General features: G+C 41.9%; 26 protein-coding genes. 1 reads left to right on the top strand and 25 read right to left on the bottom strand.

Features of this window, described 5'->3' with window-relative positions:
* Positions 1–26 precede the first annotated feature (26 nt).
* A complete protein-coding gene (locus tag R8P61_03395) occupies positions 27–1,883 on the bottom strand; it encodes a T9SS type A sorting domain-containing protein (GenBank protein MDW3646083.1) in 1,857 nt (618 codons plus the stop codon).
* 162 nt (positions 1,884–2,045) lie between these two features.
* Between R8P61_03395 and R8P61_03390 the strand changes: the two genes are divergently transcribed.
* On the top strand, positions 2,046–2,786 hold the full coding sequence (locus tag R8P61_03390; protein MDW3646082.1) for an SH3 domain-containing protein: 741 nt from the start codon (positions 2,046–2,048) through the stop codon (positions 2,784–2,786).
* Here the strand turns inward: R8P61_03390 and R8P61_03385 are convergent.
* The 24 genes from R8P61_03385 to R8P61_03270 form a co-directional block, all read right to left on the bottom strand.
* Positions 2,783–3,868 (bottom strand): serine hydrolase domain-containing protein, encoded by a 1,086-nt coding sequence (locus R8P61_03385; GenBank protein ID MDW3646081.1) that lies wholly within the window; start codon positions 3,866–3,868, stop codon positions 2,783–2,785. The two genes, R8P61_03390 and R8P61_03385, sit on opposite strands and share 4 nt — an antisense overlap.
* Before the next feature lie 90 nt (positions 3,869–3,958).
* Positions 3,959–4,453 carry a hypothetical protein gene (locus R8P61_03380; protein ID MDW3646080.1) on the bottom strand — a complete coding sequence of 165 codons (495 nt, stop codon included), beginning with the start codon at positions 4,451–4,453 and terminating at the stop codon, positions 3,959–3,961.
* A 66-nt stretch (positions 4,454–4,519) separates the two neighbouring features.
* Positions 4,520–5,725: a T9SS type A sorting domain-containing protein gene (locus tag R8P61_03375; GenBank protein ID MDW3646079.1), complete on the bottom strand. Its 1,206-nt coding sequence runs from the start codon at positions 5,723–5,725 to the stop codon at positions 4,520–4,522.
* 129 nt (positions 5,726–5,854) lie between these two features.
* Entirely contained in the window at positions 5,855–6,277 is a 423-nt protein-coding gene (locus R8P61_03370; protein ID MDW3646078.1) for a lipocalin family protein, read from the bottom strand.
* Between the two features lie 63 nt (positions 6,278–6,340).
* Complete coding sequence (locus R8P61_03365) at positions 6,341–7,657, bottom strand: hypothetical protein (GenBank protein MDW3646077.1); 1,317 nt, start codon at positions 7,655–7,657, stop codon at positions 6,341–6,343.
* Between the two features lie 416 nt (positions 7,658–8,073).
* Positions 8,074–8,520, bottom strand: a complete 447-nt coding sequence (locus tag R8P61_03360) for a c-type cytochrome (GenBank protein MDW3646076.1) — start codon at positions 8,518–8,520, stop codon at positions 8,074–8,076.
* 15 nt (positions 8,521–8,535) lie between these two features.
* Positions 8,536–8,964, bottom strand: a complete 429-nt coding sequence (locus R8P61_03355) for a DUF1801 domain-containing protein (protein ID MDW3646075.1) — start codon at positions 8,962–8,964, stop codon at positions 8,536–8,538.
* 102 nt (positions 8,965–9,066) lie between these two features.
* Positions 9,067–9,516, bottom strand: a complete 450-nt coding sequence (locus R8P61_03350; protein MDW3646074.1) for a hypothetical protein — start codon at positions 9,514–9,516, stop codon at positions 9,067–9,069.
* Between the two features lie 93 nt (positions 9,517–9,609).
* The gene (locus R8P61_03345; protein ID MDW3646073.1) at positions 9,610–9,930 is read right to left on the bottom strand and encodes a DUF2834 domain-containing protein; all 321 of its coding nucleotides are present in this window, start codon (positions 9,928–9,930) and stop codon (positions 9,610–9,612) included.
* Between the two features lie 29 nt (positions 9,931–9,959).
* Positions 9,960–10,685, bottom strand: a complete 726-nt coding sequence (locus R8P61_03340; protein MDW3646072.1) for an SH3 domain-containing protein — start codon at positions 10,683–10,685, stop codon at positions 9,960–9,962.
* Positions 10,686–10,718: 33 nt separating this feature from the next.
* A complete protein-coding gene (locus R8P61_03335; GenBank protein MDW3646071.1) occupies positions 10,719–11,231 on the bottom strand; it encodes a hypothetical protein in 513 nt (170 codons plus the stop codon).
* Between the two features lie 11 nt (positions 11,232–11,242).
* Positions 11,243–12,208: a hypothetical protein gene (locus R8P61_03330; GenBank protein MDW3646070.1), complete on the bottom strand. Its 966-nt coding sequence runs from the start codon at positions 12,206–12,208 to the stop codon at positions 11,243–11,245.
* 147 nt (positions 12,209–12,355) lie between these two features.
* The gene (locus R8P61_03325) at positions 12,356–13,270 is read right to left on the bottom strand and encodes a glutaminase (protein ID MDW3646069.1); all 915 of its coding nucleotides are present in this window, start codon (positions 13,268–13,270) and stop codon (positions 12,356–12,358) included.
* Positions 13,271–13,427: 157 nt separating this feature from the next.
* The gene (locus tag R8P61_03320; GenBank protein ID MDW3646068.1) at positions 13,428–14,564 is read right to left on the bottom strand and encodes a PQQ-dependent sugar dehydrogenase; all 1,137 of its coding nucleotides are present in this window, start codon (positions 14,562–14,564) and stop codon (positions 13,428–13,430) included.
* 77 nt (positions 14,565–14,641) lie between these two features.
* Positions 14,642–15,040 carry a DUF4440 domain-containing protein gene (locus R8P61_03315; GenBank protein MDW3646067.1) on the bottom strand — a complete coding sequence of 133 codons (399 nt, stop codon included), beginning with the start codon at positions 15,038–15,040 and terminating at the stop codon, positions 14,642–14,644.
* A 158-nt stretch (positions 15,041–15,198) separates the two neighbouring features.
* Positions 15,199–15,747: a GNAT family N-acetyltransferase gene (locus tag R8P61_03310; GenBank protein ID MDW3646066.1), complete on the bottom strand. Its 549-nt coding sequence runs from the start codon at positions 15,745–15,747 to the stop codon at positions 15,199–15,201.
* Positions 15,748–15,854: 107 nt separating this feature from the next.
* A complete protein-coding gene (locus R8P61_03305) occupies positions 15,855–16,301 on the bottom strand; it encodes a hypothetical protein (protein MDW3646065.1) in 447 nt (148 codons plus the stop codon).
* 114 nt (positions 16,302–16,415) lie between these two features.
* Entirely contained in the window at positions 16,416–16,997 is a 582-nt protein-coding gene (locus R8P61_03300) for a class I SAM-dependent methyltransferase (protein MDW3646064.1), read from the bottom strand.
* Between the two features lie 31 nt (positions 16,998–17,028).
* On the bottom strand, positions 17,029–18,012 hold the full coding sequence (locus R8P61_03295) for a hypothetical protein (GenBank protein ID MDW3646063.1): 984 nt from the start codon (positions 18,010–18,012) through the stop codon (positions 17,029–17,031).
* A gap of 61 nt (positions 18,013–18,073) precedes the next feature.
* Positions 18,074–21,169 (bottom strand): adenylate/guanylate cyclase domain-containing protein, encoded by a 3,096-nt coding sequence (locus R8P61_03290; protein ID MDW3646062.1) that lies wholly within the window; start codon positions 21,167–21,169, stop codon positions 18,074–18,076.
* A gap of 283 nt (positions 21,170–21,452) precedes the next feature.
* Positions 21,453–21,725, bottom strand: a complete 273-nt coding sequence (locus R8P61_03285) for a hypothetical protein (protein ID MDW3646061.1) — start codon at positions 21,723–21,725, stop codon at positions 21,453–21,455.
* 3 nt (positions 21,726–21,728) lie between these two features.
* Positions 21,729–21,911 (bottom strand): hypothetical protein, encoded by a 183-nt coding sequence (locus tag R8P61_03280; GenBank protein ID MDW3646060.1) that lies wholly within the window; start codon positions 21,909–21,911, stop codon positions 21,729–21,731.
* A gap of 165 nt (positions 21,912–22,076) precedes the next feature.
* Positions 22,077–23,033 (bottom strand): alpha/beta hydrolase, encoded by a 957-nt coding sequence (locus tag R8P61_03275; protein MDW3646059.1) that lies wholly within the window; start codon positions 23,031–23,033, stop codon positions 22,077–22,079.
* A gap of 89 nt (positions 23,034–23,122) precedes the next feature.
* Positions 23,123–23,539, bottom strand: a complete 417-nt coding sequence (locus R8P61_03270; GenBank protein MDW3646058.1) for a gamma-glutamylcyclotransferase family protein — start codon at positions 23,537–23,539, stop codon at positions 23,123–23,125.
* Positions 23,540–23,749 lie beyond the last annotated feature (210 nt).

The following is a 23,749-nucleotide window of genomic DNA, read 5'->3' as shown; positions in this document are numbered from 1 at the left end:
ATAGACCCTTTCTTTTGATGGTGGGTTTATTTTTTGAGGAATTTTTTATGCACAACCAGCACATCCAGTTTCAGACTCAGGGTGTAAAAGCCTGCAGGAAGGTGAGATAGATTGACAGCTGATTCCGTATATCCAATGCGATTGCCAAGGTCTCTGCCCAGGATTTCTCTTCCGAGGGCATCTCGGATCACAAAGCTTATGTCTTTATTTTTTAGTAATTCTAATGAGAGTACAAATTGTCCCTCATTGGGATTGGGATAGAGTTTCACCTCCCGGGCGACCTCATCCAAATCTGCTAAAGAAGTCAAAATGATACCTATAGTGGCAGAAGGTCCCGATTGACAGCCAGTTACCGTATCAACTGCTATGGCCGTATAATCTCCTGAATTGGGGATCATGAAGGGGGTTCCACTACCAACTACCCCATGGTTTTGCCTTACCCAATCGTAGCGATAGGCCGGATTCGGGGAGGCCACAGTCAGGGTTCGGTTGCCATCAAAGGCAATGCTAGGCACCTGCACTTCGAATAGTTCCAATGGGAAGGGGATCGATTCTGAGCTACAGAGGGTATTTCTATTGGTGATTACTACAGTATAATCTCCTTCCTGGGTAGCTGCATAGACCGAGTCATTGGCATTGGGGATCGGAAAACCGTCCAGGAACCACTGAATGGAATCGGTGCTGACCGTACTCAGGAATAAGGTATCTCCAGAGCAAATGCGGCTGGTATCACCTATAATATCCGGCACATTGGGTAAAGCAGAAACCTCAAAGGTATCGCTGCATGCAATCTGCTGAACGGGATTTCTAATGCTTATCGTTACAGCAAGACCTCCCTGAATAATCTGTTGTGGGCCGGTATTGAAAGTAGGTACTGTGAAAAATACAGAGGCACCTGAACCTCGATCATTGGTTGCACATCCCTGATCACCCAGGACATCATCCTGGTCCCATACCTGCAATTCATAGGTGCCGGTGTCCAGCCTAAGGTTATTGATGCTTAGGTTGTAGGGAAGGTTATTGCCCGAATTACTGGCAGGATTAGCGCTGGTGTTTACTACTTCCGAACCGTCAGGAGCAAACAAAATCCAATATAAATCAGGAGCATCCAGCAAGTCGCTGCACACCAAAGAATCCACTACCACGCTGTCCAGTATGAATCCCACGGTATCAATCTCTGCCTGATAGGAAAGCACATATTGTCCCGGATCAGGAAGCATTTGACTGAATGGATTTTCATCTGTGGTACTGTAAATCGGTCCATTAGGGCCTTCAAGGTCCCACTGGTAGGAATATCCCGCATTTCCATTTGAGGGAATGTTATTGCTGATGTCCAGGCTCGCGGGCAAACAGTTGGAACTAACGGTATAGTTGTAACAGGGAGCATTGAATTGGCAGGCTCCGACTGTCAGGGTATAATCAAAGGTGGTATTTTGGAAAGTAGAGCTTCCCAGGAAGAGAACTTCTGCCCGTACCAATACGCTTAGGGGATAAACACCGGGAATGGTGGGTGTACCAAATAAGCGAACGCATCCGGCTGTATCCGGATCGGGATTGCTGGGCCTGAAGTCATAGAAACAGGAATCAATGTTACATTTCCAGTCTATGCCTTGGGGAAGGCCTGCGATATCAAGTATTTCAAAAGATAGAAAAGGTAATCTTTGAGGTACTCCAAATACGTCAACAATGGTATCTGAAGGAAAAACGAAGGTTACATCCGTGTCATAAAAATTACAGCCGACTGCTTCTGGAGGAGTGGCTGGATAAATGCCTGGCAAACTGTCAAGCACGGTAGAATCAATAACACATTGGGCTTGAGCGGAAATCGATAGGGAAAAGCCTACTACCGCTAGTAGAATACGCGAAAATAGAATTGGTTTCATATACAAAAGATCGGTTTTGTTCATGATAGCTGCATCTTTTCAGCTTTTTATTAAACTTCTTCGATTCCTTTTTATTGTACTTCGAGAAAGTGAAGGAGTATTTTTAAATGCGCTTTTTATTCTGCTATTTCCCTTTGCATAAATCCGTAAAAATTTTCTTTCATGAGACTTCCGGCTATTTCCTTATTCTTGCTCCTTTTTTTGTGCAGCTTTAGCCCTGATAATCAGCTAAGTTCCCTAAAAATAGTAATCTCCGAAGACCCAATACATCTCTATGTGTTTGCTCCCAATGGATTGAACATGCGAGAAGGCCCTGAAGTAAGCCACAATAAATTGACGAAAATCCCGTATGGGGCAAAAGTTGAATTAATCAGCCCTCCAGGCAAAAAAGAATTGGTAGTAGATGGTTTAAAAGGGGGCATGGCGAAAGTTTCCTATGGAGGTTTTACCGGTTATGCTTTTGATGGATATATGAGCAAATATCAGGCTCCTTCCCTGAATATGGAAATCAGGAAATACGTGGATGAATTACGGAAAGATGGGCATGTAGTTTATTATGAAAAAACCGAGAGGGATTATGATGGCTATTTCCAGTATGAGGAAAGTATTCTCCTTTTCGACTACTCATGGCAAGAAGGATTTTTAGTAGCCAAACAATTGTGCAGAATTCCACAAAAACTATACTTTCCTCCTGCCAGCGATAAGGATGAGGAAAAGTTTGAAAATCCGGAGAAAGCCGAATATGCCTGGAGCGATGAACTATCTGTAAAAAGAGAAAAGGGTAAAATCACCGAGATCTCCTATTACTATCGTGGAGAAGGAGGTGGGCATAGCGTAACTATTAAGGAAGACAATGAAGGCCACAATGCTTTACGGATTACAGACCTGGGCATAGCCGACTAATATTTCTCTTCAAACATTATCCTTGCCAGACGAAAGGCAATTCTTTCTACGTCCCGATTGACTGCATTTGTAAAAAACATGATGCAGACATCTTCTTCGATAAATCTCAGGAAGTCTGCGAAGAATATTCCATTGCCTCCATTGTGGGTGATGAGGGTAGATTCCCAAGAGGTAGGAAAAATGGCCCAACCATAACCATAGAATGTTCGTCCGCCTTCCTCTGGGGTATGTCGGGCATAATATTTTTCCTTTGCTTCTGTTGAAAGGATTTTTTCCCCCAATAAGGCCTGATGCCATTTGTACATATCATCTACAGTCGATAATAAGCCCCCATTTCCCATAAGGTGTAAGCCGGGCCCATTTTCATCCCAATTCTGTTCGGTTGGTAGGCCTTTATCGGTATTATTACGGTAGCCATGCGCCATTTCATCTACTTTCCACTCAGGAAGGATATAACCCGTTTGTTCCATTCTTGAAGGCAAAAAGAGCTCTTTTCGGAGAAAGTCTTCGTATCTCAGACCACTCTGTTTTTCAATAATCAGGGTCAATAAAGTATAGCCCACATTTGAATATACATGCTTCACTCCCGGGGCTTGTAAAAGCGGGCGATTATTGAGCCGTTGAAAATAATCTGAGCGAGGAATCAGTTCTTCATCCGATCCGATTGCTTGAGGAAGTCCCGCCGTGTGGGTCAATAATTGATGAATGCTGATGTCTTTTCTTTGCCCTTCCAATTCCGGCAAATATTTCGAAGCCTTTTCTTCTACCTTCAATTTTCCCTGCATTTCCAACTTAAGGATGGCAGCAGCAGTATACTGTTTACTTATCGAACCCATATCAAAAATGGTCTCTGGTTTATTCGAGATACCTTTCGCCCGATCACTTTCTCCATATCCTTTCCGCAAAAGAATCTCTCCTTTTTCAGCCACCAAAACACTTCCTGAAAAGCCCGCTTGCTCAAAATCCTGCAGGTATTTTTTCATGCGCTCTACCTTAGGCAAAGTTTTATCCGGAAGTTGAGGAACTTTGGTGGAACAGGATAGCAGCAGGATAGCCAGAATGATGTAACAATATATTTTCATCAGAAAGGGGTGAACGTGGTTTTACCTAATTTACCAATTCCAGATACATTTAGGCTGATTGCAGCTTTCTCAAACAGAAATAGAGGTACTCTATTCCAAATCATCATCGCTGATGCGGTTGATGAGTTGATCAATTTCGCGTATGGTTTCCTTGCGCCTTTCTTTCGCCTTACTAACGATCTCTTCTGAATTATTGGGATTGGCAATTTGGATGTTGTAGTAGTCGATCAGGGTTTTTAGGGAATTGAGTCGAGCCGCGATTTTCATTTGCTCTACCTGCTCTTTCAATGCTTTTTGGGAACGTTCCTGTGCCCGTGCAGACTTCTTTAACTCGGACTTATTTTCAGCGATCTCCTTCCTTTGCAACTCTAAATCTTCTTTTTGCTGAATGATGGTATAAATCAAGCCTGCGAAGGCCAGTCCCGAAAAGAGGGCATTTACGGCTCCAAATAGATCTCCAAAAGTTCCTCGATCTGACCAATTACCAAGCCCAAGCATAATGGCAAAGGCAGAAAGGCCCCAAATGATTACAACTAAGAGAATAAGCTTTGTCAGCAGGCCGGGTTTCGCTCCATTTTGCTCCATGATGTTGTGATTATGAACCTTAAGATAAAAGCTTTGGAGCAAAAAGGCATCTATAGGGATTATCCCCTAATATTTCACCCACTTTTTGCTAAGAAAAGTCTGGCTAACAGGATCGTAAAAACGAATCAAATATATGCCAGAAGGAATTTCCTGAATATCTAATTCAAGCGTTCCAGCTTCCAATTTTTGCTTCCTGATATTTCTCCCCCGATTATCCAGAATTTCTAGTTCCAAGCCCTGCCAAAGCCCTTCCAGACGAAGAGAGTGAGAAGCCGGATTGGGAAACATACGAATCTGATTCTCAGGGAATGCATTTCTCTTAACACTGGTAGCCGTTTCTCCATAGAAGACCCGACTTTCTCCATTTGCATTCTGGAAAGCGTTGAGCTCATTCCACATAAATTCCCGAATACTAAGCAGACTATCTCGGATCACCTGATGAACGATGGTTCCGGGCATATAAGTAGCGGGAATTTCTTCTTCATAGATTGCCATATAGGTGATCATGCCTGCCAGAAAATACAAACTTGCCCTTCCATGTGGGTCAGAATCCTCATAGAGTTCGTTAAAAGGGATTTGTCCGGGTAAGCGATCTCTTAAAATTTTAGAAATAATAGGACCAACCGGAATCAGTCGAACCTGAAATTGAGGACGTGAAAGCAGCATACTGTCCTGATATTCGACCCACCAATCCAAAAAGCTGCCCGTGGTCTGGTTATGGAAATCCAGAATTTCGGAGGTTTGAGGCAGATTGGGAGGAAAGGCATTTTGAAGGTCCATTTCCGGCCAGTTTGCATAAATATAGAAGCGGACACTGTCTTCCTCCTGGTCTACCCAGTCAAAAATGGTCTCGGTGGATTGGAGGACGCTAGTACTATTGTCTATGGGATGAGCAAGATGGGCTGGCTGGTATTGGATGAAATTTGCGGCGGTAAGCATAATCGTATTGATTTCCGCTGCCGAAAAAGCTTCGACATCCATATCCCAAACGCCCGGCACCTGATCATAGCCCCATTGAGAAATGGGAGGCAGATTGTCGTGTTGAGGTAGAAAGCCGTATTGTCCGCCTGCAGCAAAGCCATAGCCAGCTTCTTCTGCAATTTCCTGCATCCAATGTAGAATGCTGGTTTCGTCGCTGGGAGTCGGGATAGCCGGAGGTCTGTGATCAATCAGGCTATGTCCAAAAACAAAGAGACGGATGCTATCTGTTTGGCTAAAAGAGGAACTTGAAAGGAGGAGAAAACAAAGAAGGAGTAAATAAACAGGCTTCATGTAGCAGAATTAAAATTCGAAGATACATCTTGCCGTTCAAATTGAATTGAGCATAACCGAAATTATTTTCCTCAAAAGAGACTTTTCCTTCAGTCAAATTCCCTGATCGGGATTTGGGGGCGATGAAAGCTATTCGATCCTCAGGTATCGATTATCACAAGGCTCTGTACAGAATATGTAAGTAGGATTTATGTAGAGGTATTTGCCAACAAACTTAAACTGCTCCACTAATTCGCCTGCTGCATTTTCAAAGTCTGCCAGGGGATTTACACAATCATATTTCATTCTGATCTTATTCCCTTCTACGATATAGCTGCCGCTCGAGCAATCTTCGAATTTAGTAACACGAAAAATCCCATTGTTTTCAAATGTATAAGTCATGCCATCTTCTACTTTCTGCCAACTTCCCGCTCCTCCTATGCTCATAAAGCTTTCTGATAGTTGCCAGCTACCTATGAGCGAATTTTCAGTTTCGGATGGCTGAAATTCTTGCTCGCAAGCGAAGAAGAGCAAAAAGCTAAGCAAGCTGAGTAGAGAGATGATTTTTTTCATGGCTATGGTTTTAAGCTATATACCAGCATGACGCAAAGAAGTAAAGACCTGCTGCATTCGATATTATACACCTGCCCTTCGCCTCTTTCTGATCCGCTTAATCAATTTAACTACTCCATAAATCAGGGCGACCAGCAAAAGGATTCCCAACACCAATATCACAGCTCCATAGGCATGTGTCACCAGGGTCCCTTCCAGAAATTCGGAGGCAGAGCCCTCTGGCAGGAGCAAGAGATAATCATAGCCTTCGACCAATAGACGCATTCTATAATTGGTTTCTTCCAATTCTGGATGGCCTCTTAAGGCTGCCAATGAAAAAAGCATGGGTTTATCTTCAACAAAAGCACCAAAAGGAGATTTCATCCATAAAGCTGTAGTCGAAATCTCAGTCGTTCCTCCCAAAAGGGCATCCAGGGTCTCTCCTTTGATGGCATCAACGAAAATATTGCTCGTGGACATCCCCTGATTTTGAGCCCATTCATCCAATTGCAATCCCAAAGCCCTTTCAACGGTCGGCGACTTTCCCCTATGCAAATGATAGGCGCCAAATTTGAAAAAATAAGTAGCCGAACTATCGTCTGAAGCCTCTACATAGTCCAGGAAATTTTCCATCATAAGGTCTTCACGACGCGTATTGGACCATTTACTATCCCCTCCCATTTGTTCGATATAAATCTTGTGGGAAAGGACCAATTGGCCAGTGATTTTGCTGGCTTTTTCATTCCCAGCAGTAAGCATGGTTTGATGAAGTTCTTCCAAAGCTTTTCCTTCTCCCATACCAATCAGGAAAGGATTGAAAAAAGCAGAACGTCTGGCTGCTTCCAGGGCTTCTTTTTCGGCTTCTGTTTCAAGCACACTTTCCAACTGATCAAAAACGACTGGCGCACCAGCTACAAACTCCTGGTCCAGTCCCCAAAGGACGGGAGAGGTATTGGGAAAGTTTTGGGTGAGGGTTTTGAGTATGGGAACTTCTTCTTTGAGAAAGAAAAATGGGACTGCATGCAGATTTACCCCTTCATCCATATAGCTTTCATAGGACTCATTTCTGATTTGCTCCTCCACTTTGGATGCTGTAGCAGGTCCGATTTCTGTTACAAAGTATCGAGGATTCTCTTTAGAAAGCTCCTTATACAGGATATGAGAGAAATTCGCAATTTGGACAATTCCGTGGTTTTCCCCGAAAAGAAAAAGTTCAGTTTCTTTAGCTGCTTTGAGTAAGGAGTCAGATCCGGGACCGCTTATGCCCGTGTCGGATATTTCCAGGGGGAAACTATTGGCTCTAATCAGATCATCCAGTGCTTCCTGGGCAAGCAGGGGAGTTGAAATAAGCATAAAAAGGAAGCTGAATAAACAGCTGAGGTATTGACGTAGTTCATTCATAATCGTGAAGCTGGAATACTAAAGATAGTATTTTGTTGACTTCTTTCGGCCCCTTCGCCTCAAGACCTCATTTCCATCTTCTTTTTGAACAATAGCGTGCGTTCTGAGTCGATGATGGTTAATTCTCGTCTTAACTCCATAAAGCCAGAGGCGATTCGTAGCAGTAAAATTCACTTAAATTTAGATATGATTTCTAGCATTCTTCCCAGAATCTCTGATGAAAACCAGATGCTAAGAGCCCTTTTATTTCAGCAATAATTTTCTAAACCTTCGATTCAGATTTTCTCACAGGATACTGATAGTCATATTTCCAAAATCCAAGAGATAGTCTTTGTAGTTTTTGGGCGAATGAAGTCAAAGAATTTCGACCTTTGAATTTACCATGAGAAGATTTAGATGCAGGGATAAAGGCTAATTTATTTATACCGAAAAGTGTCTCGAATGTAAGTCATAAGTTGCTGCATTTCCAGAGCCGAAAAAGCAAAACTATGAATGTATATATTCCCACCATATGATTCATTGATATGAATCGTCTGTTCATCCGATGCAGCCAGTAAAGAATCTTCTTTCGTAACAAATAAACTAAAATACTCATTCCCCAATTTCTCATGCATCTGGTCTAACTTATAATGCCCATGTCTCTTACTAATATGACATGATTCACAATTATCTTTGTAAAGCTTCTTACCAAAAACTTGGTCCATGAGTTTTTTGGGTTCTTCCACAGATTTCTTTTCCTTAAGTAATGTCTGCTCTTTATCAATCTCCTTTTTTCGCTCCTGGATGGATTGAAAACTAAAGGCAGCAATCAGTGTGAAAAGCCCAATCAGGATGCCCAACAGCAAGATGTGTTTTCGGTTCATGCTTTTCTGTATATGCTAAAGGCCGAGTAAGGGTAGATGCTTCACTTTGTGATACATCAGGCCGGCCTTGATGCAATCCTTCAGCTCTTTTTCGGGCAGTTTTTCTTCCATCTGAAAGACGATGGCTCGATTGCCTTCGAAAGAAAAGACTTCTTCATAGGCGGTTCGGAAACTGGGAACCAATTTGCTGGTGCATTTGAAATAGATCGCATATTGATCGGGGGTTTTTTCTTTCCAATCAATGCGAATGGTACTGCCCGTTTTGGTCAGGTAGCTCGGTTCTCCCCATTTGAGGGTTTCTTCCAGTTTATTGACACTTTCTAATTCCTCGGCTGATTCAAGAATCAAGCGGCGGAGTTTTTCAATTTTTGGGCGGACTGCCTGGGGATATTTGTCGAAGACTGCTTCGACGGCCGGGTTTGTTGTAAGTTGTAAGTCTTTCATTGTATCCATATGCCTCTTCTGTCCATCAATTTCCGAAATCCTTGCTTCTCTCAAAAATCCCAGCCGGAATTTTCGGATAGATTGTCTTTGTTCTGGATGAGTCTAGCCGGGCATACTCAGTCCCAATACAAGCGCCATCAACAGATTGGCCATCGCCAATAGGAAATCCACCACAAAAATGAATCGCATCGTTTTTCGAAGGACAGGCCATATGGCTTGCTGTCCTTTTCGTTCTTTAAGGGCATGAGGCAGGTTTACCCAAAACTGGCTGAAGTGAGCCAGGCCTAATGCTATAAAAATCCCCGAAGCAAGCGGAAGACTCAGCAGACTATCCAGGAAGTATATGCAAAAAATTGACAGCATAGAAAGAGCCAAATTCATCCCGCCTAAAAATTTGCAGGCTTCGGCCAATACCGAGAAATAGGGTTCTTCTCTTTTGTCTGGTGCAAGAAGCAATTTGGCTGCTTGTCTGGAATTGAGAAAAAAGAGCCTGAAACCCATAGCAAACCAAAGGGCATTCAGGAGGGAAAGAATAATCACGGGAACATTCATACGATCGTTTCAATAGATTCAAGCTACAGTATGGGAAAAAGAAGGGAAATAACAAATATCCTGCTTTAATCTCTGAATAGCGGATCTACTTTCTCAATCGGAAGCCAACTGGCGACTTCTCAATATTAAATACAAAGCGAAACCTACGGCAACTCCCGGCACAATGCCCAGCATAAGACAAATCCAGCCGTATTTGATTTTAGGAGATTCATAGATCACCCAAATGAGGAGGATCAACCAGCAAGAGAGTACATCAGCAGAATAGCCACTGGAATAGGGATTGACAAAACCGGCGGAGAAAGCAGCGATGATGTCCGGGTTTTCTATAAGAGGCGGGATGACGACAATGATAAAGAAAGCGGTGAATAGCAGACAGACTGCCAGAAGGCTGTAGGTGTAGAGTTTCTCATTCATGGGAGTTTGTTTTTACCAAAAATACGGAATCAACACCCACAGAAAATTTCTATACGCGTATCAGTTGCAGTTTGTACGATTTCATAATAGCAGCCTACCCCATCTGCTTCATAATTAAAATCACTGGTCCAGCTATTATCCTTGTTGTAAAACAAGGTTTCTACAAATTGCCGAGCTTTAGGAAGCTCCATTTTAGGTAAAACCAGACTTTCTGTGCTTCCTTTAGCCTCTTTACATTCCCAATAATAGTATTGAATATCTGGATTAAATTTCTGTTGAAATGCACAAACTGATCCAGAATCCCATTCAGCATATTCCAGAGGCTCTTTTCTGGAAGATTGCTCGTAATTTGCCTTTAAATACAGATAAGCCAGACTTTCCGTATAATTCCCATCCAAAACAGCTCGTTTCAGACTGGCTGTATCTGGATATGCATAGATAAATGCATCATAGGGCTTCAAATAGGCATCAAAAACATAACCTTCCAAGGAACCATCTCCCGAGAGTTTAAGAGCCACTTTGACCCAGATCCCTTTTTTTAAGACTCCCTCATCCTCAATCTCGGCACCTCGATCTGTTTTTTCCGTTATGTTCACAATTGATTGAAAGGAAAGCTTGCCAATTTGCTTTGCAGTTCTTTCTGGTGCCTCTCTTACAATCAGTCCATTTTTCGCGATAACCTGATAGAGCTCCGATTGAGAAAACAGTGCGTTGCTGGCAACTAGCAGACTCAGCATAAATAGTATTTTTTTCATGATTTCCTTCAATAGGTGCGGGCAAAAGTATAATTATCTCCTTTCCCCGTATTTCCCCAACCATTCCTGTGCTTTTACTTTACACAGATCCTTTATATTACCTAAAGTTGCATTTTCATAATAGTAGGTAACATTATTATACTTCAAGTCATCCCAGGCATGCTGCAAGAGGTAAAAATCGCTAAGACCGAAATCTTTACCCTGCCCAAAACGCTCCTGCTCAAAATACAAATTATAGAGACCTTTGATCACTTTTCGGACTTCCCGCCCATCGATGATTTCCTGCATATAATAGCGAATCACTGCCCAATATACAGGCTCCCCTTCTGCTTCTTCAAGGCCCTGTTCCTGGAGATAGGTTCTGATGTAAGGCTTTATATCATAGCTTGATACCGGTTTTGAAAAAGTAGCCAGGATCAGGATACTTTCAGATTCTTTCCCTTGCCCTACTACATCTGTTGCCCAATCGACTACTGCATCATAATCGAAATCCTTGAGGGCCAGGTGGTAGGGAAGCAAGCTCATCACATATCTATGCTCATTCATCTCTGCAAAATTCAAGTCACAAGTTTACCAAAAAGCAGCAAAACCCAAATAAGAGTAATGTATAAGAGCATAGAATAGAGAAAATCGCCCAGCTTGCCTGTTTTATCCAAACTCGGCTCTTTTTTAAAAATGAGTAAATATAACCTTCGTAATGGCCATTGGATCAATAAAAAGAGTAAGGGAAATGTGCCCCAAACAAATACAAATTCAGAAAGCTTTGGCCGAAACCAGATGTGCAGGAAATATGAAAAGGCAGCTACTCCGCCTGCAAAAACAAGAGACCTCAAGTAAATCTCCTTATGTTGAAGCAATTCATGGAAAATGAAAAATAAAATAACTGAGCCCAGAATCAGAAAAACAGCTATAGGCTCATAGAGTTTGGGATCAGGAATTAAATAGGCCAAAAGAAAAGCTAGACTTAAGGCAAATGCACAGATTTGCATCCCTATATCCAATCTTCTTTTCCCAATTTCTACAGGAGTTGCTCTTTCCAGTTCACGGATCTCCTCGGACTGAATACTCAGTATATCCGGAAGGATAAGGTTCGAAAGCTGTGGTGATCGATAACTTCTCTTATCTGTTACTTCTTCTATTTCAGCTCCCAATCCAAAGGGAACTTTATAAGTTCTATTGTCTTCGGTTAGGAGAAAAACATTATCCCCCTCCTTATCTGTATCCGAGATATAGACCATCAAATTCTGTCCCGTCCAATCGCTTTGATCATCTCCCCGGGTATATCCTGTGACCTGAGCTTTGTACTCAATATTCATAGGATGAGTCAGGTAGTTGACCAGGAAGAAAAAGTTTTGATTCCTCAGGCGCTTGTCTGCTTTTATCACATGATTCCCTCTTCCGTTTCGGTACATTTCAAAACAGATATCTTTCAGGAGATTATCTGCATACAGATTGATCCATGCTTGCAAAGCTCTCTTTACCTCTCTGTAAGCACCGCCTCGAACGATAATTGTGTTTTCCATGGTCATAAAGTGTAAAAAAGTGCTTGTGGCAATGCACGGATTCCCGCTGCAATTTCAGCAACTTCTATCTTATTTATCTTCTATCATAAAGACCTCATTTTGCAGGAGAAAGTTTAAATAAAAAGACTTGATATCCTCCAAAAATTTTCAAAAAATAGAAGACTCTGTCTTTGTCGTAAATAGTTCCAGCAACTTCATTCCTCTATAGGAATTTCCTTTTTCATTTAGTCTGGGGCTCCAAACCGCAATACAGTATTTATCTGGATGAAGGGCCAGGATTCCTCCCCCTACTCCACTTTTTCCCGGGAGCCCAACTTTAAAGGAGAATTCTCCGGATTCGTCATAAAATCCACAGGTTTGCATGATCGCATTTATTCTTTTTGCCTGGCTGATACTCAGGATTCGCTCCTTATCAATCGTTCTGAAATTATCATCGGCCAGGAACATGAAGGTTCGGCTCAATTCCTGGCAATTCATTTCCAATGAACACATCTTAAAGTAAAAATCCAGGACTTCATCAGGGTCATTTTTAAGGTTGCCAAATGATTTGATGAAATTGCATAGAGCTATATTTCGGTAACCGATGGATTTCTCAGAGCTGGCGATATCTAGTGAATAATTAATTTCTCGGCTTGAACAGATGCTTCTGATAAATTCCAAAAAATCTGCTTGAGGGTCCTTTAAATTACTGATGAGCAGATCACAAATCACCATAGCTCCTGCATTGATAAAAGGATTTCTGGGTATGCCATTATCTGTCTCTAATTGAACCAGAGAATTGAAGGGATTTCCAGAGGGTTCTACGCCTACTCTTCCCCAAATATCATCTCCCAACATTTTATAGGCCAGGCTCAAAGAAAGTACTTTGGCTATACTCTGAATCGAGAATTTTTCCTGCCAATCCCCTACTCCATACGCTTTTTGCTCAAGGCTGAGCAAGCACACCCCAAATTTGCCTGGATCAATTTTCGCTAAGTCCGGAATGTATTGTGCTACTTTTCCTCGATTTTCTCCTTTACTGACCGTTTCAAATACGTCTTCAAGTATGGCCTGATAGTCTATTCTCTTTGTCATTTACCCAAAAATCTTTAAATCTCTATAACAGTTAATCCCTAGATTATAGTAATCGTTTTGCCAGGATATAGCAGATATCAGGTCTGCTTCCGGCAGAATTAATTTTTGCGAAAGATAGGATAAGGAAATCTAAATATTCAATGCTTTATTTCGGGGAAAGTTTAAGGATTCTTCCTTCATCAGCAGCCCTGGGACTAGCAGCATCTATCGAAATCAATAAATTCCCACTGGGTAGCTGAACAACATCTCTGACCCTACCAATGCCTTCAAGTAACATACGACTTTCATCTCTCAGCACATTGTAAGAGAAAAGCCCTTGCAATCCCAGCGAACCGATCAGGAAAGAACCATTCCAATCCGTAAAATTGCTGTTGTCCAGTTTTAGCAAGCCGGAAGGTGCCAGACGGAAATCCGTTCCCCAGTATTTGATAGGCAAAATGGTACTGCTTGCAGCATCCTGTTCGCTAAGATTAGAAACGGGAGTCTCATCATAATTCAGGCCATAGGAAAAGAGGGGCCAACCAAAATTGTCGCCTTTGGTAATGATATTTAGTTCGTCTCCGCCCAGAGGTCCATGTTCGTGAGAATAGAGGATCTCGGCATTTTCATCATAAAAAAGTCCTTGCGGATCTCTATGTCCATAGCTCCATACGGTTGTAGGCGCGGAGGCATTGGGAAAAATGGGATTGTCTGGAGGAATCTGTCCGTCCTCCAACAGGCGATGAATCTTCCCTCCATCATTTGTCAGATCCTGAGGTCCCGGTTCAGGCAATGGGTTTCCTCCTAATCCCTGGGTCAAAAAGAAATGCCTCTCATCCTGCCAAACGATACGTGATCCGATAGAAAAGGCATTGGATTCAAAAATGAATTCTTTCACTTTGGCCGAACCCTCTTCCACCTGAAACCTGACTACCGAAAGCCGATAATCCGTATTTACATAGGCGAGGTACACCCATCCATTATCTGCATAACGGGGATGCAAGCTCACATCCATAAAACCTCCATAAGTCAATCCATCAAATCGTACCGTAGCGGATATAGGGAGTAAATTGATGAGACTTGTTGTTCCCTCCTTGTACTGGTATAATTTTCCCAGGCGCTCGGTAAAAAGGAATTCATTTTCCCCAATGACTTCAATGCTCCAGGGAATTTGAAAGCCACTTGCCATGACTTCAACATTCACTTCACCAAAGTCAGGTTGTATCTCTCCGGCTCCTGTTTCTTCACAAGAATTTAAGGATAAAAGTAAGATGATACCGATGGAAACACTAAGTTTATTCATCTCTCTGAGGGTATATAAATGGAATCGCCTGATAGACAATTTATTCATCTATCAGGCGAATGTCAAAAGACACTTCCTTATTGCGTCATGAGGAATTGCCCATGGGGATCGTCAAAGACCATCAGCCATTTGCCATCTTTTTGTTTTCGCAGGACTGCAATTGACAATCCGCTTTGCTCGACCTTGCTTCCATCAGGAGCTTTACCCTTCATGGTCCAGGGAGCGATATGGACAGCTATATCTCCATTGACAAATACTTCATGCCCACTGTACGTAAATTTTGGATTGAGGCTAAAAGCTCCCTGAAACATTTGTTCCAAAAGGGCTTTATCAGTTATTGGCGATTCGGGTTCAAAGACCACCAGGGCCTGGTCCTCATAACTATTCATCACGGCTTTCAGGTCCTTTTGGTGAAAGGCATGGGTCATTTGTTTTACTGCCTTCAGGACAGCTGCTTGTTCTTGCTCTATTTGCATGTTTGTGGATTGTTGGGCCTGGATAAAGCTTGTAAATAGCATCAGCCAGAGTGTCACAAAAATTGAAGGGAATGGTTTCATCATAATTTTTGCGACTTAGACACAAAAGCACGCAGACTGTTACAATTGGGAAATTTAAAAAGTGCTTTCTCCTAATTTCAGATTGATTCAACCTTCAAAGTCATGGAGGTATATCCATAAGATTCCCCCCCTATCCTAAACATATCCTCCACTGTTCCCACTTCCTGAAAATTGAGTTTTTGATAGAGTCGTTTTGCAGGAATATTTTCGGCTAAGACTTCTAAATCCAGCCATGCGATATCCGGATGCTTCTGGCAATAGTCAATGACAAAGAGTAGCATGTCCTGGCCTATGTTCATTCGTCGATAAGCCTTATCTACTCCCATGCCTAATAAGACCCGATGTTCTGCATTGACCTCCATCCGACCCCTGATATCTATATGTCCTGCGATCCTTCCTCCATCCTTTCTGGCTAGCCAGAGCTTTCGCCAGCCTTTCAATCCTACTTTCTTGCCCAGGTTTCCTTCAAATTTACTTCTCAGAATACTTCCATCCTGAAGTTGAGAAGCAGAAAGGGGCATAAATAAGGGTCCCTCTCTTCCATTCTCTCTTAGGTGTTCGTCTAAATAGCGAAGGAAATCATCCAGTTCTTCCGGCCCGACTTCCTGCATGTTAAGGCTTGACATTTCTGATCTTGTATGTTTTAAATTTAGGTTTGTGATCTTAAGAAATCATTCTCTTAAGGAAGATCAATTCAGGTATACTCACTTTCAATTCCTCTTGGCCTTGAAGTTTATAATTCCAGTCCGAGTATGAAAGGAAGAATTCCAATCAGCAAAAGCAAAGCATGTGGCAAAATCACATGAGAGCGTAAGGCAGTTTTCAGGAAGCGACTGATTCCCCCCTTTTTCCAGCTTTTGTACCAATCTTCTCCGATTTGCATGGCTTGAATATCGCTTAGATTTCCTGCGAAATATGATTCAATCTTGCCAGCCCGTTCATAGTGGGCATATTGAAAGTTTTTCCACTGAATTTCGATAAGCCAGAAAATCGCCGCAGTAAGTGGGGGAAGAATAAAAAGAATTTCATTTTGAGCAAAGAAAGCGAAGCCTAAAAGGACAATCGTAACAGAAGTCGCCCAGATCTTTAGGTTCAGGGCCTTACTATCATATTCTTCCAGGGTCCGCTGGATATGCAGGTACTCCGCTTGCAGGAGTTCGATCTTTTGTCTGTCTTCCATTTGAGCTGTGATTCTTGTACTGAGACATTAGGATGACTTGAGTATTATCCTACCTTCAGGTAATAAATCCCTTTCAATTAACCCAAGAATCATTCCTTTTTCGGAAGCAAAACCCTATCCCTTTTTTGTCATCAGGATTACCCCTGTTGACCAGTTCATTTTCGTCAGGCTGAAATCTTTGCGTGTCTCTAAATAGGCGACCAAAGCCTCTGCTTTCTCCTGATGTCCATCCGGCCAATTGGCTTGAGGGTTCATATCATCAATGACATAGAATCCTCCAGGCTGGATCAATTCGAGGACCTCTACCAGTTCGCTATATTTTCCCGGCCAGGCATCCGCAAAGATCAGGTCAAACTTTTCCCCTTTATAATTTTTGATCCATTGACTGCCATCTTCACACAGTATTTGCACACGGGCATCCTTTCCAAAAAAATCCAGGGCAATATCTGTCAATTGCGGATCATTGTCGATGCTGGTCAGTTTGGAAGACTCATCCAGGCCCTCAATCATCCAGGCCAGGGAAAGGCCGATTCCCGTTCCTAATTCGAGGATATTTGCCTGAGTTTTTGAAGCAATCAGGCTTTTTAACAGAGTCCCTATATAGATGTCCGAAGGCATCGTAAAGCCGATCTCTTTGCATTTGGCTTCCAATTTGGGGAATTCCGAGGGTATGTCTGTGATTTTGTTTTGATTCATATGCTTTTGGAACTTATTTCTTTAGAGAGTTTTATTCTTCATCCTTAATGAGAGGAGAAATCGGAGCGGTAGTAAATGGCTTAGCTGCGGTATCCAAACGCATTTCCCATGCATAGGTAAGGCTATCAATTCCATTTCCGCTATTGTTCCAATAAAGCACTCCCCTCCAATTTGTCCCCTGTAGTAATTCATTTTCAGTTGTAGCCACTCTTGAGCCCATAAGCCCAAATTCTATTTCACCCGCTTTCATTCGAATGTCTCCAATCGTGAGCGGGCCTCCTATTTTTGCTCCAGAAAAATATTGGACACCATTGGGATACATGTTCAGCCTGCTGCTAATCTCACAATAATTCATGTTCAGGCACTGAGCCACTGCATAGTATATCTTTATTTCCCCTTCCGGTAGATGTGTGTTTGGATTGAGGTACATCTGATTGGGATAAGAGGAAACCCAGGAGTAATCTGATCTTTTGAAGAGTTTCTGATTTATCAGGATGGGTATCCAGGCGTATGCATCTCCGATTTTTCTTTTTTGAAAATCTATTCTCTCTGAGGACTTTACCACCGCTTCGGATTTGCCGTCTTTCCATTCTCTGACTTTGGTATGTATATGAATGCTTTGCGTATCGAAAGTATCCAGGTAGGTAAGGTAGTGGCCAGCCTCCGGATTTCCACTTCTTACAGCCTCAATTTTCCTTTGTATATCCCCGGCTGTCAACTCTTCAATTGTTTTATCGTGCTTAATCTCGATTCTGTTTTCAAAAATGCGAGAGGGCCATTCCTGATTGAGAAGCATATAATAACTCCACATTTCCGGCTTCTCCGAGAACCATTGTTTGTAGGAAACGGAATCCTCCAGAAAGAGGTTTGCCCGACCAATGAAATTATCAACGTATTCGGCTGTATAGACAAATGATAGATCATTGTCCCGGTAATCAGGTCCCGGATCGTTACAGGCAAAAACCAAAATGAATAGTGGACAGATGAGAAAAAGGCAGGTGCTTTGTGTCTTCATGTTGTGTTAGTTATTCTACCGAAAGATAGTATCAATACCTGTGAAAGTGCAAAGGGCGGATTCAGGATCTTCTTTCAACAAAAAACATCTCCATTTCTCCTTTTCCCTTGGCAAAGACTTTTCCTCTGGACAGAAAGTTGAAATCTTTTTCTTCTTTCAAAAGGTCATAGGTGCTGGCACTGATATTTATTCGATCTATTTCTCCGCTGCTTTCCATTCTGCTGGCTGTGTTCACGGTATCTCCCCATATATCGTATTGAAATTTTTTCACACCCACAATTCCCGCGACAACCGGACCACTATGAATCCCGATTCGAATCTCAAAGTAGGGATGTTCTGCCAGCTTTTTCTTCCTTTTCTCTTCTCGGATGTAATCACGCACTTCAAAAGCAGCTCGCAGGACATCCTGAGCATGCCTGGAATTTGGCGTAGGCAAGCCTCCGGCAGCCATGTAGGAATCACCGATGGTTTTAATCTTTTCAATCCCGTATTTTTCCATAATCAGGTCGAAAGAGGAAAAATACGCATTTAAATCAGCGACTAATTCTTTCGGACTCAGCTTCTCTGATATTTTGGTAAAATCTCTAAAGTCAGTAAAGATTACTGTAACTTCTTCCATGAATTGAGCTTGTGATCGCCCTTCTTTTTTAAGTTCTCCAGCGATTTCTTTTGGAAGAATATTTAGCAATAATTGCTCAGATCTGTCTTTTTCCTTTGCAATTTGCTTCGTTCGTTCTTTAACGGTTGCTTCCAGTTTTTCCTTGTTTTTGAGAAGAGAACGTGTTCGCCATCTTGTGCTTAAAAAGATAAAGCTGAGTAAAATCAAGGCGTATACAGGAAAGGCCCAATCTCTCGCCCACCAGGGTGCCTGGACATATAAATCCATAATCGCAGGAGTGCTGTAGAGATTTGATGATGCATTCCTGCTTCGAATTTCCAATGCTTGTCGCCCATACTCAGGATCTATAATTCTTAGCTTTTCCGTTGAGCCTATTTTAATCCAGTTGCTTCTTTCGCCTATACGATATTCGTATTCAATTTCTCCGTTTTGGCCAAACTCAAAGCCGGTAAATTCAAATTCTGCCTGTTCATCATTATGGGATAATTCCAGTTGTTTTTTGCCCAAAAGATTGATGTATCGAATCACAGAATCAGTCTGTACCTTCACAGAAACGAATTTTAATTTGGGGGGAGCAGAAGGACGGGAGAAAGAATTCAAGTCCATAGAAAACGGTCCTTCGCCAGTTGTTGCGGAGAGGATACCTTTCTCAGAAATATTAAGCCCCCAATACACCAGAGCAGGAAGCCCATAACTCTTATCAAAAATTTGAGCCTCAAAACGAATAGGATCCCAACGCATGAAGCCATGTGGAATCACAAACCAAAGCTTATCCTCATAATCTTTGATCATAAGGCTGGCTTGATGAATCGGAAAACTTTCCCGGGGGCCAAAAAATTCAAAGGAATCAGATGCATAGGTGTATTTATGTAAGCCTTTTGAGGTTTGTACCCAAACGCTGCTATCCGCTAAACTCAAGACGCGATGTGCGTTTATTCCCCTTAATCCTTTTCCCGTACCCTTATCAGGATTGTAATGCTCGACATGATTTGTCTGCGGGTTTATTCGTACTATTCCATCAGCCCAACTACCTATCCATACATTTTCCCTTAGGTCAATTTCAATTTTCCGGCCTACGTAGTTTGGAAAAACAGCTTCCAGATTCTCTGCTTTAGGGTTCAATACTTTGCCTGAACTTTTATAGATACCTCTATCCATGCTCCACCATAGATCCCCATTCCTGTCTCGAACAATCTGACCGACAAAGGGAATATTTTCCTCGTAGTAATACTGAACCGGATTAATTGCAGTATGATCCACAAAGCTCATTCCATCTCTACCATGTTCATACAAAGAATAATCTTCATCTTCGTAGAGGGTTCGCACCCGGGCCAATGCTGCTTCTTTTTTATGTGCTGGAACAAATGGGATCGCCCTTTCATTATTTCTTAAAGAAAAGCCCAGATTATCGAGTTCTATTTCTGATTTTTCGCCCAAAAGAAATTGAATTTTGTTCTCATCCAGCATCATTAATCCTAGTCCCCGGCTTGCAAACCATAAGCGCCCCTCTTTATCCTCCAGCGTATGATTTAAGTTGATCAAGGTATGGGCCTTTTCTTCAACAACCAATTCCTCAAATGTAAGCTCAAGCTGCTCCGCGTTTTCTTTAATTATTTTCCCATATACAATCCCCTTTTCGAGGGTAAGCCAAATACGTCCGGAACGGTCCTGGTGCAGATCAAAAATTTTGTAACGATTTAATTGCACATTTCTGCTCTCCACATTTTTCCACCTTTTAGCCTGCAGATCATAAAAGTGAAGTTGAGCCTGGGAGGAAAGAACCCAGATGCCCTTTTTGGAAATCGTGAGATACTTGATTCGGCGAATATTTTCAGCCAGCTGAATTTGGGATTTTTTTTGATCGAAGGAAGTAGTTAGATGCCGCTCTGTTTGCCACCAGGAGGTACCATTCCCTTCAAAGCCAAATACTAGTGGTTTGGAATCTATACCAAAATCTCCGGCATTCCATTTCCTAAATGTATTCTCCTCCTCCTCAAAGTATAATATGGTTCCCGCTGATTCTAAAAGGACTTCTCCTGTAGGCAGTTCCATAAACCTGTGGGAGGTTTTAATGGGATATTCAACTTCATCATCCCAATAGGATTCATAAGAAATGAAACGATCCGTATTTCTATCGAGTCGACTTACTCCTCCCCAAAATAAACTCGTCCATATTCTGTCACGAGAATCACAAAAGAGACTGGCAGCATTTAAATGAATCAGGCCTCCTTTTGTTCCATCACTTGCGGGAAAAACGGAGTATTGAACAAAATTTTGACCGTCAAACCTATAAATCCCTAAATCAGTCGAAAGCCAAATAAAACCATAGCTGTCTTGCACAATCCCCGTGAATATTACCGTATTCAATCCATCTCTTTCCGTAAACCTCTTAATTTGCTGCTCAAGCTTATTCTGTCCTTGGAGACTGCTTAGCCATACGAGCAAGATAGCCGATAGCAAATATTGCAGGTAATTACTTCGGAATGTATAAGGAATAGACCTTCTCCTTCTAAGATGGCTGTTCTTGATATCGAGCATATAGAAGCTGTTACTACCTTTTATCCAGGAAACAGATAGATCTTTTGGAGAAAGGCAGTTTTATAGATAAAAATCTACCATCAAGGTATAAAATAGAATTCAATTTTCAATTATGGTAATTTCTTGCTTTTCGAAAAGAAGGAATTCACAGCTCAGCATTCAACTTCTTCTCAAAAAACATGGTGCCAGGGATGGGATTAAAGCGATAGGCCTCTATTTCTACAAATCCCAGGCTTTTGTATAATTCTTTAACAGCCCGCATACTTGGCAAAATTTCCCCTGATCAGCGTTGGACGATTGGGGCTTGAATAGTCGAAAAACACAGGATTTTGCCGGTCAATGAATAGGGGAAGACCAAGTGCAAATCAAAATCAACCAGTTCCAGTCCCGGGTCATGCTTACTGATAAAACCCAGATAGATCATGGGACTGCTTTCCAGTTCTGGCATCGTAAATTCTTTAGGGGCTTTACCTCCTAGCCTATGGAGTCCATTCGCATCCAGAACCAGGGGCGCTCCTTTGGATTTGTTTTTGAATATTTTGGAGAAAAAGCTCATATATCAAGCATAAAACACAACCAAAAACTCAATTCCTGTGATCGCAAGGAGTAGCCCTCCAGTCACAAAAAGGGCCTTTATCGCTTTGATAATTCCATTTTCATCTTTGCCAAAGACCCCATTGAATAAATACGTCATCATTATGACAAGCCCGATGATACAGAGCAGGAATTTCAGGGTGGACATTAATACCACGTTTTCGCTGATTGATTAAGATTCAGATGTCTAATAACTGCTCCTTAATTTTAGGATAAATTTGCTAAAGGAAGCCTTTCGCCACAGACCCTATTTCCCTTACTGCGCATAAGGCCTTTTTTTGTGTGGAAAAGGTTTTCCCATATAAATCAAAAATCAAGGAGCATATTTATCGTAAAATTCAGCATATGCTTCGAACTGAAATTTGTTTGCCTGTTTGGAGATCGGAGCATTTTTGACCACTGACTCAAATCCATGGAAGGCGCCCTTATACAATTCAAATTTGGTCGGCACATTAAATTTTTTGAGCATATCAATATACTCGATGGTTTCGTCTTTGAAAGGTTCCATATCTCCTACAAAGCTGATGGTCGGTGGGAAATCTTTGTAGTCTTTATTTAAGGAAGGGGAAGCATATACCGGCACTTTGCCTTGCTGATCTTGCAAATAAAAATCCCAGGCCAGTTTATTGGTAATTCCATTCCAAACAGGCACAGTAGTAAAAGCTTTAGCCGATTCTGTCTCCTGCCGATGGTCAATCATAGGATATATAGGCATTTGAAAGGCAATATCCGCGTCTCCCGTATCTCTGGCTTTCAGGCTCACAGCCGCGGTCAAACCACCTCCTGCACTATGCCCCGCTATGATAAATTTTGAGGGCCGAATTCCGAGAGAACTTGCATTTTCCTTCATCCATAATAAGGTATCATAGCAATCATTAAAACCGGCGGGGAAGGGTTGTTTTACAGATTTACGATAATCGGGTGCGACAATTACACATGCTCTGGTTTTGATATATTGTTCAAGCAATTCCAGCGATACTTCCGGCACTCCGAGCATATAGCCTCCTCCATGATTGTAAAGCTTGCCTGGTAGTTCTCCTTCAAAATTTTCAGGCTTAAAAATTCTCACCCGGATATCATCGCCTCCACTTCTACTTGGGATGTAACGTTCTTCACAATGAAGCCCTTTTATATTTTTCCCTTTTAGCATTTTCGTTAGCGAATGAAAGAGATTTACCCCCCATTTTCGGGAGATCAAAGCAGCTAACATATTACCGCTGAAGACAAAAGATTGTAATCCTTCATCAAAGCTTTTTTTTGAGACTTGCATAGCAGTAGTGTATTCGTAGTAGGTTTCTTATTCCTGGTAAAATAGGGGATATTTTGAGAGGAATCCCTCTTTTGCCTCCAGAATTTGCCTTATGCCTCTGAGCTTGTCATCTTTTTAATCTTTGCCAGGTAATCTTCGGGAAAATCCAATTGCCGGGCTAATGCATACAGGGCTTTTGCATAGGACGCATTTGTACCGCTCAAAGCTTCCTGCGGGAGATTGTAACATATTGCATTCCGGGATTCCTGGTTTTCTATTACAACCTCCACCTCTTCAGCTAGGTAGTCAGATACGCTGGCCTCGGCATAAAGCTTTGTTACCGCCTCCTTTTCCAAACTCATCAACAAACCATAAGCCCTTTCTCCTTTAGCAGGAATCAATGAAGCACGAGTTCCAATCTTCAAGGCATAGTCTTCAAGATAGGCTTTTCGGGGATTTGTGGGATTGACACCATTTTTAGCTAAAATGTCGATATCCATAAATAAGCCGTAGAAAAAAAGCAGCATTTTTTTGCAATAATAAATTGTTAAAAGGAAAAGACTTGAAATTTGGGCTGGAGGCAAAAAGCCCTCCTGACACAAATTCATTTTATATTCCATTAATGCATATTTGAATTAATTAAATATTTAGTTAATATAGAATACGAAAAATGAAATAGTCCTCTTGAATTTCTATATAACCTAAATAACATAAGACGCCCGTACCTCAATTATTAA

It is taken from the genome of Bacteroidia bacterium, assembly GCA_033391075.1.
GTDB lineage: Bacteria > Bacteroidota > Bacteroidia > J057 > J057 > JAWPMV01.
Note: the sequence above shows the minus strand (reverse complement) of the source record. Positions and strands in the feature narration are given on the sequence as shown.

Bases quoted from the DNA above. Each gene is read 5' to 3' on its own strand.
- R8P61_03380 (MDW3646080.1), bottom strand. From the start codon at position 4,453: ATGGAGCAAAATGGAGCGAAACCCGGCCTGCTGACAAAGCTTATTCTC.
- R8P61_03285 (MDW3646061.1), bottom strand. From the start codon at position 21,725: ATGAGCTTTTTCTCCAAAATATTCAAAAACAAATCCAAAGGAGCGCCC.
- R8P61_03355 (MDW3646075.1), bottom strand. From the start codon at position 8,964: ATGAAAGACTTACAACTTACAACAAACCCGGCCGTCGAAGCAGTCTTC.
- R8P61_03365 (MDW3646077.1), bottom strand. From the start codon at position 7,657: ATGAATGAACTACGTCAATACCTCAGCTGTTTATTCAGCTTCCTTTTT.
- R8P61_03320 (MDW3646068.1), bottom strand. From the start codon at position 14,564: ATGAATAAACTTAGTGTTTCCATCGGTATCATCTTACTTTTATCCTTA.
- R8P61_03270 (MDW3646058.1), bottom strand. From the start codon at position 23,539: ATGCTGCTTTTTTTCTACGGCTTATTTATGGATATCGACATTTTAGCT.
- R8P61_03315 (MDW3646067.1), bottom strand. From the start codon at position 15,040: ATGCAAATAGAGCAAGAACAAGCAGCTGTCCTGAAGGCAGTAAAACAA.
- R8P61_03305 (MDW3646065.1), bottom strand. From the start codon at position 16,301: ATGGAAGACAGACAAAAGATCGAACTCCTGCAAGCGGAGTACCTGCAT.
- R8P61_03275 (MDW3646059.1), bottom strand. From the start codon at position 23,033: ATGCAAGTCTCAAAAAAAAGCTTTGATGAAGGATTACAATCTTTTGTC.
- R8P61_03340 (MDW3646072.1), bottom strand. From the start codon at position 10,685: ATGAAAAAAATACTATTTATGCTGAGTCTGCTAGTTGCCAGCAACGCA.
- R8P61_03370 (MDW3646078.1), bottom strand. From the start codon at position 6,277: ATGAAAAAAATCATCTCTCTACTCAGCTTGCTTAGCTTTTTGCTCTTC.
- R8P61_03310 (MDW3646066.1), bottom strand. From the start codon at position 15,747: ATGTCAAGCCTTAACATGCAGGAAGTCGGGCCGGAAGAACTGGATGAT.
- R8P61_03330 (MDW3646070.1), bottom strand. From the start codon at position 12,208: ATGGAAAACACAATTATCGTTCGAGGCGGTGCTTACAGAGAGGTAAAG.
- R8P61_03375 (MDW3646079.1), bottom strand. From the start codon at position 5,725: ATGAAGCCTGTTTATTTACTCCTTCTTTGTTTTCTCCTCCTTTCAAGT.
- R8P61_03385 (MDW3646081.1), bottom strand. From the start codon at position 3,868: ATGAAAATATATTGTTACATCATTCTGGCTATCCTGCTGCTATCCTGT.
- R8P61_03290 (MDW3646062.1), bottom strand. From the start codon at position 21,169: ATGCTCGATATCAAGAACAGCCATCTTAGAAGGAGAAGGTCTATTCCT.
- R8P61_03335 (MDW3646071.1), bottom strand. From the start codon at position 11,231: ATGAATGAGCATAGATATGTGATGAGCTTGCTTCCCTACCACCTGGCC.
- R8P61_03360 (MDW3646076.1), bottom strand. From the start codon at position 8,520: ATGAACCGAAAACACATCTTGCTGTTGGGCATCCTGATTGGGCTTTTC.
- R8P61_03395 (MDW3646083.1), bottom strand. From the start codon at position 1,883: ATGAAACCAATTCTATTTTCGCGTATTCTACTAGCGGTAGTAGGCTTT.
- R8P61_03295 (MDW3646063.1), bottom strand. From the start codon at position 18,012: ATGAAGACACAAAGCACCTGCCTTTTTCTCATCTGTCCACTATTCATT.
- R8P61_03345 (MDW3646073.1), bottom strand. From the start codon at position 9,930: ATGAATGAGAAACTCTACACCTACAGCCTTCTGGCAGTCTGTCTGCTA.
- R8P61_03280 (MDW3646060.1), bottom strand. From the start codon at position 21,911: ATGTCCACCCTGAAATTCCTGCTCTGTATCATCGGGCTTGTCATAATG.
- R8P61_03300 (MDW3646064.1), bottom strand. From the start codon at position 16,997: ATGAATCAAAACAAAATCACAGACATACCCTCGGAATTCCCCAAATTG.
- R8P61_03390 (MDW3646082.1), top strand. From the start codon at position 2,046: ATGAGACTTCCGGCTATTTCCTTATTCTTGCTCCTTTTTTTGTGCAGC.
- R8P61_03350 (MDW3646074.1), bottom strand. From the start codon at position 9,516: ATGAATGTTCCCGTGATTATTCTTTCCCTCCTGAATGCCCTTTGGTTT.